This window comes from Psychrilyobacter sp. (assembly GCF_049671765.1).
In the GTDB taxonomy this organism is placed as follows: Bacteria; Fusobacteriota; Fusobacteriia; order Fusobacteriales; family Fusobacteriaceae; genus Psychrilyobacter.
In genome coordinates, this window is sequence record NZ_JBATVM010000111.1 from 1 (window position 1) to 1,821 (window position 1,821).

The following is a 1,821-nucleotide window of genomic DNA, read 5'->3' on the forward strand; positions in this document are numbered from 1 at the left end:
AAGAATTATTTAAATAGAATTTTAACAAATAGATAGATAATTTATAACATCTCATCTGTTCTGGTATTTTGCATATTGTTTTTATTAATTCCTGTTGTTTTAATGGTTGAGGACCATAAAGTAAAACCAGCCGTTTGATAGAATCTAGATATTTAGTGGGATTAAAATAAATATTTTTTAAATTTATAGGGAAAGAAACTTCCATTTCAAATGCCTTGATAGCTTTATCTCCATTACCTAAATATAGATAAGCTAATCCTAGGTTCCAATAAGTTTGATACAAAGTTTTATTTTTAAATTCTTTAAGTATATTTTCAAGTTTATTAATAGTAACTTTTACCATTATTTCATTTTTCATTTCTTTAGCACATGAAAGAATATTAACATAGCATTTTTTCAATTCATTATAATTTGTAGGGTCGCTTACACTTTTTTTAAAACATTCAATAGCTTTTTCATATTCCCCAAAATATTGATAACAAATACCCAAGTTATTATAAGAATGATAATAATGATTTGTAATTTCTTTCATCTCAATTATAACTTCGAAAAATGAGGTTGATTTAGTATATTTTTTAGTTTCCAAAAGGTCTACACCTATATTATATATTAAAATAGCTTTAGTTTTATATGGAGCACTATTTATTTTTTTTTGATATCTAACATATAGTTCATGGGTGAGCACTGCTTTTTCTAATCTAATTATTTCAATTAAGATGGAATAAAAACAGTTAGAACAAGAAAAATTATTTAATAGATTGGAATAGATATTTAAAGCCTTTTCATTCTTCCCTATTTTTTGATTATATTTGGCTATAAAATAACGATATTTCCAGCTGTGAACTTCTTTTTCCCATTCAAAGCATTCTATTTCTATTTGTTTTTCTTTGGAATAGATACTTTTATCTATAATACTTTCATTGACTAATTTATCCAATTCTTGCTGAGAAGTGATATGTAGATCTTCTACAGTAATTATTTTATCTATATTTCTTTCTTGAAAAATTCTATTAAAGGAATCAACTAATAAGAGAATATGCTTTTCTTTAATAGAATTATGTCCTTTTTTTATCTTAGTAAGATAAGTAGAACTAAGCCCCTTACATCCTAGTTCTTTAAAAGTTATCTTATATGTTTTAGCAATTTCAAATATTTTATCTTTCATATAACCCCCTAAAGTTATAGTAATATTATATAATTGATGTTCTTTTTTTTTCTATAATTTTTTTAATTTATACGGAAAACTGAATAAGATATCGTATTAAATTCAGTTTCAGTCCACGTAAAGATGACTTAAAAAAATATTATTATTTGTTGAGGATAATATAACTTGTATATCCATAACAGTTGTAATATTATTAATTTGTTTAATTTTATCAGAAAGTTGAATAAATAAGTAGTTATAATTCGATTTTTATGTTTTTTTTCTAATGAAATTAAATAAAAGTTTTTATTAAAAGAGGCTTTATAATCTTAGTGGGGAGGATTTGAGAATAAATTAAATGTTTAAAAAAATAAACTACAAAACCTGTAGATTTGGACACTTTTTTTAGTGTCTAGTCTACAGGTTACAGTATAAACCACGTATGGTTTAAAGGTTAATTTTTTAATTTTGTTCAAAGATAATATTAGATATGTAAGTCAGTACTTTTGAACTACTTCTTACCTTTCCAACGGATTCATTAGCAAAAGTCATACTAAAGAGTAATAGAACACCTACGAGTATTAATAATTTTTTTTTCATTTTGTTCCTCCTTTTAATTTATAATTGTATTTTCTGAATAAGAAGATTAGCTTCATATTCTAAAGAATTATTTATAT

General features: G+C 23.4%; 2 protein-coding genes. Both read right to left on the reverse strand.

Annotation, left to right across the window (positions count from 1 at the left end; genetic code table 11):
* Window positions 1-1,165: hypothetical protein (locus WBG30_RS05530; RefSeq protein WP_424503649.1), on the reverse strand; the 1,165-nt coding region annotated here is incomplete at its 3' end.
* A gap of 441 nt (window positions 1,166-1,606) precedes the next feature.
* Window positions 1,607-1,744: a hypothetical protein gene (locus tag WBG30_RS05535; protein ID WP_424503650.1), complete on the reverse strand. Its 138-nt coding sequence runs from the start codon at window positions 1,742-1,744 to the stop codon at window positions 1,607-1,609.
* Window positions 1,745-1,821: the final 77 nt, after the last annotated feature.